Source organism: Spongiibacter pelagi (assembly GCF_014705705.1).
Taxonomy (GTDB): domain Bacteria; phylum Pseudomonadota; class Gammaproteobacteria; order Pseudomonadales; family Spongiibacteraceae; genus Spongiibacter; species Spongiibacter pelagi.
The window spans coordinates 1-7,319 of record NZ_JACXLD010000022.1 but is presented as its reverse complement, the minus strand read 5'-3'; the positions used below and the strand labels follow the sequence as shown (position 1 = coordinate 7,319).

Here is a 7,319-nt window from a genome sequence, read left to right as displayed (position 1 = left end):
CGATGCCCAGCACCCGCCCCATGATCTCGGGCCGGCTGGCAAACAGGAAACGCAGCTGAAACGGGAAACTCAACACCCACTGACGCATGGGTTGTTCAGGCAGTACTTCATCAACCAGCAAGGACTAGCGGGGGCATTTGAACAGAAACTTACGGTTTCGCCTTCACGGATCCACCTCAAACCGTAAATTCCTGCGCAATATTCACCTGCCTCATTTCATGGCCGGGGATTGAGATCTAGCGGATACTTCTTTAAATCCAGGTAATCCCAGTTATTTCTGCATACCCAGTTCATCACTGTACCCGGTGGATCCGGGTTTTTAGTAAAGGTCTTTACCGCGCTTTCGTACTGCTCTAAAGAGCAGCTGTCCTCGCCAAATTGTTCTTGGTTGGTACGTAGTCCCGCAAGGTCTTGGGCCTCGAATTGTGATCGAAAGGCTGTGACGGTTTGATCCGGATTGATGGCGAAGAAAAAGTAGTCCTGGGTATCCAGCATGGTTGCAATTACGGCCTGAATGATCGGATTTCCGGCAGGTACCAGGCCGTGATACGTCGCATGGCCATAGAATTCAAACCCAAAGTGAAGCACCTTGTACTGGCTTGTGCCAAGAACTGAGTGGCCGAAGTTCATGCCTCGCTGCGTTACCTGGTTCGGTATTGGACTCTCTGGCCGCACCGCGATGAAACCGCACTTTTCTTTCCGATCCTCCACATAACCCAAGGCGAAACACGGCGCTTGCGCGGCCATAAGATCGCGGATCAACAATTGATTGACTGTCAGGCGTGGCAGGAAGTTGTGGATTTCGCCCATCTATTTCGTATCCTCTTGTTCAATAAAGTAAGTGCCATTGGGCAATACATGTTTATATGGCAATAGGGAGATATGAGCCAGCAGGTCGTCATCCACTGTCTCACCCTGCTTTCTGAGTTCATCAACGATATTGCTGATCCTGGAGGTGTTCCAGTACAGGATCGCATTGGACACCATGCTTAAAGCGCTGGCCTTGTTCATAATCTCTAGGTAATCACCGGTGGTGAACTCGCCTTGGTTGGCAAAGAAGATCCAGCGCGGCAGGTTGTGCCGATACTCGCCTTTGTTGAGTTGGAGCTGAACCGTGCGGCGCAAATCCTTGTCGGTAATGTAACGCAGGATGTATTCGGTTTTTATGATCCTGCCCAGGTTGGTGAAGGCCTTCGCCAGCCGGTCGGAGGGAAAGCTGTTGGTCAGTCGCTCCACAATCACATGTGCCGGAGCCGTGCGTTCCTTTAACGACGTGGCCACATGAATCATTTCATCCCACTGCTCTTCAACAATATCCAGATCCGCCGTCTTGTTCAGTAAGGGCGTGAACACGCCGTAATTGACGTTACGCTCCACCCGGTAGAGCTGTTGATCCTTGAGGTCGCGGATCCGGGGCATGAAGTAATACCCCAGCAAATAGCACAAGGCGAAGATAATTTCGGTGTAGCCGTGGGTGTCGGTGGTATGTTCGCGGATCTTCAGAATGGTGTTGTTTTCCAATATTCCATCGAGGACGTACAGCGCTTCCCTGGGATTACAGGAAATGGCCTTGGTGCTGTACACCGAGTATTGATCGGACACATGGGTGTAGATGCCGATCGCTTTCTCATAGTAGCCGTAGTACCGGGGATAATAGGCCGCCAACAGGCTGTCGGCCCGGATCCGGAAGCGTTGCGCATCCGATGACGACACCTGGCCGGATCCGTGTACCTCACTGAACGGTAATTGGTGGTGCTGGTTCACGATCTCGGCGCTGGCCGCCGTAATGGTTTCTTCGCGCACGTAAAACTGCAAGACGTGGCGCAGCATGTCCACAGTTACGTCATCAACGCTTGCACTCATGGCCACGACACCAAGATTGGTGGCCTGGGAAATCAGGGCCGAAATCAGCGTTTTATAGAAATTCTTGGGCCTGGAGTGATGTTGCTGCACCGGGATAAAGTGCCGGGTGAAATTGGTTTCCCTGTCCACCTCCATCAGCAATTCTTCAATGCGAATGGTGGGCATACTGGCATCGATGACCTTCTGGAGTTTCTTCACCGCCTCAGGGATTTCTGCCTTGTCATCGCGCTTCAGTTTAAGGTTGCCATCCTTGATGTCGGCAAAGGTATCCAGGCCGAAACGCTTGTCCGCTTCCCCCACACTTTGGTGGAATTGCAGAATCAATTGCGCTTTCACCTGGTCTTTGAACGGTTGCTGTAGGTCTTCATAAGCGGCTTCGCGGGTGTCCTCCCAGCGGTGCTGATTCAACATCAGATCCCAGAAAGACACGTGCTGTTTGCTTTTGGGTACAAACAGATCCCCGGAGCGCAAGGCCTCCTTCATGGCCATAGCCACGCCCAGCTCCCAGGCGTTGCGTTGGATCTTGCCGTTTTTGCCTTTCAGGCAGCGCCGCAGTTCTTTGGGAATGAAATAGGTCGGCACGTCATCGGGCAGGGTTTTCAGCTCCCCGGCATCGAGCTGGCGAATCAGTTGTATGGACTTCAGGAGGGGTTCAGTACCGGGTTTGGCCTGGAACGGCAGGTGCAGGAACTCCGGGAAATACTTGCGCAAACTGGGATAGCGAGCCAGCAGCAAATCACCGTAGCCGCGCTCTTCCAGGCGCTTGAAGATATGCAAATCATCCACCGATTCCAGCAGCTTCTTTTCATCGATGCGTTGCCACAGATCCACCTTGGTCAGCGGCTTCTCATCCGGCCAGTCCAGAACCAAGTGGGTCGCGTCCAGCACTGTATCGATGGCTTTCTTTTGGCGTTTGCGAAATTCACGGTGCTTTTTCTCATGAACCTGCTTGCCCTTGCGCAGCATGTCCAGGATGTACTGATCATGCATTTTCACCAGGTGATCCAGCAGTACCTTGCGCGTTTCCAGCAGGAAACACAGCATCAACGAGTAACGCTTGTTTTCCTTGAACCGTTTGATGTCCTTGGCGTTGTAGCGGCGAGCCAGTTTGTAGAGGTAATCCATAAACGCCGGATCCACGATTCTGGATTCAATGGCATCGATGCCGGTACCGTCAAGGGAGCGATAACGCTCCAGGTAGCTTTGAATCGAGGTGATGGTGGCTGAAGGTGGATATTCTTTCAGAAGGTAGAACAGTGATCGTTGATCACCTGGTGCGGCAATCAACAGCTCATCGATGGCCTGCCGGATTTCCACGGACAGTTGCTGGTAGAGAGATTCAAACAGTCGCTCATGAACATCGGAGCAGACACTGATAATCAAGCGCTCCATGACACTTGGCCCCGGCAATATTACCTTGGTACTCAGAAGATATTGCTCTGCACGCAGAAACAATTCGTCAGGCAAGTAACCTTGTTCCGCTTGCTTGGATAACCACGTTTCCAGACTGGCCTGTGCGGTATCGTCGTATTTGGAAAAGCCCAGGTAGGTCAGGATGTTCTTGCGTTGCTCGGAAAAGGTGGCATCTCGATCCGGGGTGCTGATGGTCAGTGATGGCGGCAATTCAAGCTGGCTATTCAGGTAGCTCACAATGCGCCGCGACAGGTCGTTGACCTCCACTAGGAAGCGGCCATACAGGCGCACGGCGCAAAGCTGGATGGCAATGAATAAGCGGGAGTTGGTGCGGTAGCGATTGACTTCTTTCTTGTCGGTCTCAGATAGCGTCCAGTCCCTGGCCATTTCCTCATCGGAGAAGTCCTGCGGCAATGTCACCGGCTGGTAACGCTGCCTCTGGGTCAGGAACTTCTCTTTGGCGGTCATGACGAAATCCCAGGCTATTTCTTGAAGGCGATATTCCAGACCCCTTCAAAACGTTTTCTCAGCAAGGGTTCCGGGACGTGCGGGGTAAAAGGCGCGTACTTTTTTACGGCCTCGTAAATCTGCTCTTTCTCCTTACCCTTGATTTCTTTCAACAGGCGCACCGCATCCTGAATGTCTTTGTCATGGCGTGAGGCGTGAACTTTGTGGGCCAGGAGTTCTTCCCAGCTCGCGGCTTTTAAGACCAGGAAGGGATGCTGAAAAATAATAACATTGGACGTGGTTTCCAGACCGAAAAAGCTCACGCTGTCATTGAACCACAGCGATTTTTCATCAGCCGCCAACCCCATTTCTTCACCGACCTGCTTGATCAGTTTAATCAGCAACTGTTTGTTGGCCGGATTCTCGGGAAAGATAGCATCGACATCCTGAGTCATGGCGCGGGAGTGGAAATACATCAAGCTGATAATGCCGCCGCAACAGGTGAGTTCCAGCCGCTTGTTTTCCTTCTGGAGCAAATCACCCAAGCGTTTAAGTGCTTGGGTCAAGGTATGGATACTGATTTGTTTGCCGGTGCTGGAATACTGGTACATGAAAAGTCCTTATACAAAAAACATGAAGTCGCGTGGCGCAAAAATATTGCGCTTGCTGAAAATGGGCGACACCAAGTCTCCCTCGTAAAATTCCCGATATTCTTCAGGGATGACAGAAAATTCTTTTTGTACTGCCGGTACGCGCTGACACCAGTCAGGTGCTTGCGCAGGGTGAGACTTCGGCGGCTCCGACCAGACTTCGGCCATGCGCTCCAGGAAGCAGGCCTTGAGCGCATATTTCAGCGCATCTTTTTCGTGGGGATCCGGCACCAGGGCCAAATCCCACTCCTTGCGCCAGAAAAGCTGCACGTCATCCATAAAGGCCACTGTGTCTTGTTGAATGGCTGATTCGCACATGCGATCCAGAACACCACCGGGCGTCAGAACATCCCGCTTAGGGAGTGCATCGACCTCCAGGGATACGTTCAAACCCAACTTGAGCGCCATGTTGACCAGGGCGTCCACGCGGAACTCTCTGGCTTTGCCTTTAAGCAACGCACTTACCCGTGGCTGGGAAATGCCAAGACGCTCGGCGGCTTCGATTTGGGTCAGATGGTTTTGAACCAGAGTATCGCGCACGGCGCGAGCCAGGGTTGCCCGGATTTTCAGATTCTCTACCTGGATGGCTTCATCATTTACGGCCTGCATCGCGGTACCTCCAGCAAGTGCTCAATGCCAATTACAGGCACTATACCACAATAACTATAAAGTATATATTTACTTTAATAATTGTAGAGTAAAGAAAACCCTCGTTTTATTAACTGATTCGCACAGGCCTTGAAAGACAACGGATTTGCAGTATATCTGAAGTTAATATACTCGGTTAATAATTCAATGTTAATATACAGGCTGCAATTACGAGTAAATTAACTTTTTGCGAGCGATGACCGGGTAGCTGTGATAACCGCCAACTTTTTTGGCCCGGTGGAAGAACCCCCAAATCTGTAAAGTTTGCCTGGAGAGTGAAAAGCACATGCTGGTTGGTTATGCACGAGTATCGACTGACGATCAAAACCTCAACCTGCAACGAGACGCCCTCGACCAGGCTGGGTGTGAGCAAATCTTCGAGGATCAGCTTAGCGGTGCCAAAGCGGAACGCCCAGGGCTACACCAGGCTTTGCAGTACGCGAGAGCGGGTGACACCATAGTGGTCTGGCGGCTGGACCGCCTGAGCCGGTCACTCAAAGACCTGATTGAGATGGTGACATTGCTTGAATCCAAGGGAATCGGCTTGAAGAGCCTCCAAGAAGCCATCGACACCTCATCCAGCTCCGGCAAGCTAATTTTCCATATATTCGGAGCGCTGGCTGAATTTGAACGGAACCTGATCCGTGAGCGCACCCAGGCCGGACTCCAGGCAGCGCGAGCGCGTGGACGAAAAGGCGGTAGACCTAAGTCGCTCAACAAAGATAAGCAGGCCTTGGCCGTGAAGCTTTACGATGAAAAGAAACACACCGTGGATCAGATCTGCGAAATGATGGGGATCTCAAAGCCCACGCTCTATAAATACATCGACGCCGCCAAAGGAAGCCAGTGGAAGAACCCTCGAAAATGACGAGTTACGAACAGCAGCCTCTGCCCTTGCTTTGTGGCGAGAGCTGTATGGGTGGGCAGGGAACCGAACCATAGGAGCAATAGACACAGCAATCGCCCGCCTTGGGCTTCAGCACTGTATGGCACTGCTCACACTCATAGAACCACTGACAGGCATCCGTCGGCATGGTTTCCCGTTTCTTGAGCCCACAATCCGGGCAGGTAAGTTCGGACTCCAGAATAACGTCTTGCGTCATAACTACTCCTGCATGACTTCTGTCGATGGGTACCCTGCATCTTGTGTCGCCTTGGTAAGCAGATCCACACTGGCTTTTTGATCATCATAGACGACTACAGCTGATTTGGTTTTATAGTCCACATCAGCCTGCTTGACGCCATCGACCTTCTCCAAGGCTTTACGCACGGTGATGGGACACATCGCGCAATTCATGCTCGGTACCGACAGCTTCACGGTACGGGTATCTGCCCACGCAACGCTTAACAAACCACTCATAAGTAGGGCAAAAATTAAAACCTGTTTCATACCATTTTCTCCTATGCGAGCCAGACCAGCCAATAGGGACTCAAAATCAGCAACAGTGCTACAACAGTAAAAATCCAGAAGAAGAGCTGATAACGCTGTCGATTTTTGGGGATAGCGCACACGCTACCTTCAGGGCAACGTTCAATAGGTCGATGAACCTGCCAACCAGCCCAACAATAAAGCGCAACCACAATAGCAATGAAATACGGACGAAATGACTCAAAGGCTGTTAGTGTACTGATCCAGGAACCACTAACTCCCAGTAGCAGCAAAACAAAGGGGCCAGCACAACAAACACTCGCGCCAATGGCAGCGACCATGCCACCACCCAATAACCAGGCAGGTGTATTTTTTTTTCATGTCGAAATACCTCTGAGAGGCAGTATAAACTCCGTACTATACTACGGAGTCAAGAAAGACGGCGACCTACCGGAACCAGCGCGTCGATGACTGGGCAAGAAGCGGTATCGGGATTGGACTGGCACGAAGTAACCAACTGTTTCAGACTATTCTCCAAGCGTTTCAGATCTTTGATTTTGGCTTGAACAATATCAAGCTTATGTTCTGCCAGGTGTTGAACCTCGTGACAAGACCCAGTACTCAATTCAATCAATGCATGGATTTCGGCAAGCGTAAACCCCAGGTGCTGGGCACGCTTGATAAACAACACTTTGGTCAGAGTATCTTCGGGATATTGCCGGTAGCCCTGGGGCGGCTTGTTCGGTTGTTCGATAAGATTTTGCCGTTCGTAGTAGCGGATGGTTTCGACATTCACGCCTGCGGACTTGGCGAGCTGGCTAATAGGGGTCCTGGGGATTTTCCGTCTTAAAAAGACATAATACTACACAGCCCCCGTGGTTCCTGGTCTCCAGAGGGGTATTAACTTAGACATTTCCTCCAGTTTCGGT

The 7,319-nt window shown here is 51.5% G+C and carries 9 protein-coding genes; 1 reads left to right on the top strand and 8 read right to left on the bottom strand.

The window, feature by feature from the left end:
* Nucleotides 1-216: 216 nt before the first annotated feature.
* The 4 genes from IB286_RS14965 to IB286_RS14950 are packed head-to-tail and all read right to left on the bottom strand — an operon-like array spanning nucleotide 217 to nucleotide 4,982.
* Complete coding sequence (locus tag IB286_RS14965; protein WP_103682702.1) at nucleotides 217-810, bottom strand: hypothetical protein; 594 nt, start codon at nucleotides 808-810, stop codon at nucleotides 217-219.
* A complete protein-coding gene (locus IB286_RS14960) occupies nucleotides 811-3,744 on the bottom strand; it encodes a Tn3 family transposase (RefSeq protein WP_190766940.1) in 2,934 nt (977 codons plus the stop codon).
* A gap of 14 nt (nucleotides 3,745-3,758) precedes the next feature.
* A complete protein-coding gene (locus tag IB286_RS14955; RefSeq protein ID WP_103682700.1) occupies nucleotides 3,759-4,334 on the bottom strand; it encodes a hypothetical protein in 576 nt (191 codons plus the stop codon).
* 9 nt (nucleotides 4,335-4,343) lie between these two features.
* Nucleotides 4,344-4,982, bottom strand: coding sequence for a helix-turn-helix domain-containing protein (locus IB286_RS14950; RefSeq protein WP_103682699.1), 639 nt, complete (start codon nucleotides 4,980-4,982; stop codon nucleotides 4,344-4,346).
* 325 nt (nucleotides 4,983-5,307) lie between these two features.
* Between IB286_RS14950 and IB286_RS14945 the strand changes: the two genes are divergently transcribed.
* The gene (locus tag IB286_RS14945) at nucleotides 5,308-5,889 is read left to right on the top strand and encodes a recombinase family protein (RefSeq protein ID WP_103682698.1); all 582 of its coding nucleotides are present in this window, start codon (nucleotides 5,308-5,310) and stop codon (nucleotides 5,887-5,889) included.
* 4 nt (nucleotides 5,890-5,893) lie between these two features.
* Here the strand turns inward: IB286_RS14945 and IB286_RS14940 are convergent, their stop codons facing one another.
* From IB286_RS14940 to merR, 4 genes are all read right to left on the bottom strand, one after another.
* Entirely contained in the window at nucleotides 5,894-6,124 is a 231-nt protein-coding gene (locus tag IB286_RS14940) for a GDCCVxC domain-containing (seleno)protein (RefSeq protein WP_103682697.1), read from the bottom strand.
* Between the two features lie 2 nt (nucleotides 6,125-6,126).
* Nucleotides 6,127-6,411: a mercury resistance system periplasmic binding protein MerP gene (gene merP / locus IB286_RS14935; protein ID WP_103682696.1), complete on the bottom strand. Its 285-nt coding sequence runs from the start codon at nucleotides 6,409-6,411 to the stop codon at nucleotides 6,127-6,129.
* A gap of 11 nt (nucleotides 6,412-6,422) precedes the next feature.
* Nucleotides 6,423-6,743, bottom strand: a complete 321-nt coding sequence (locus IB286_RS14930; protein WP_263399091.1) for a mercuric transporter MerT family protein — start codon at nucleotides 6,741-6,743, stop codon at nucleotides 6,423-6,425.
* 77 nt (nucleotides 6,744-6,820) lie between these two features.
* Nucleotides 6,821-7,213: an Hg(II)-responsive transcriptional regulator gene (merR, locus tag IB286_RS14925; RefSeq protein ID WP_450097562.1), complete on the bottom strand. Its 393-nt coding sequence runs from the start codon at nucleotides 7,211-7,213 to the stop codon at nucleotides 6,821-6,823.
* Between the last annotated feature and the right edge of the window lie 106 nt (nucleotides 7,214-7,319).

Excerpts from the sequence above, each read along its gene's own strand:
- merP (WP_103682696.1), bottom strand. The coding sequence starts at position 6,411 with ATGAAACAGGTTTTAATTTTTGCCCTACTTATGAGTGGTTTGTTAAGC.
- IB286_RS14945 (WP_103682698.1), top strand. The coding sequence starts at position 5,308 with ATGCTGGTTGGTTATGCACGAGTATCGACTGACGATCAAAACCTCAAC.
- IB286_RS14965 (WP_103682702.1), bottom strand. The coding sequence starts at position 810 with ATGGGCGAAATCCACAACTTCCTGCCACGCCTGACAGTCAATCAATTG.
- IB286_RS14950 (WP_103682699.1), bottom strand. The coding sequence starts at position 4,982 with ATGCAGGCCGTAAATGATGAAGCCATCCAGGTAGAGAATCTGAAAATC.
- IB286_RS14955 (WP_103682700.1), bottom strand. The coding sequence starts at position 4,334 with ATGTACCAGTATTCCAGCACCGGCAAACAAATCAGTATCCATACCTTG.
- IB286_RS14960 (WP_190766940.1), bottom strand. The coding sequence starts at position 3,744 with ATGACCGCCAAAGAGAAGTTCCTGACCCAGAGGCAGCGTTACCAGCCG.
- IB286_RS14940 (WP_103682697.1), bottom strand. The coding sequence starts at position 6,124 with ATGACGCAAGACGTTATTCTGGAGTCCGAACTTACCTGCCCGGATTGT.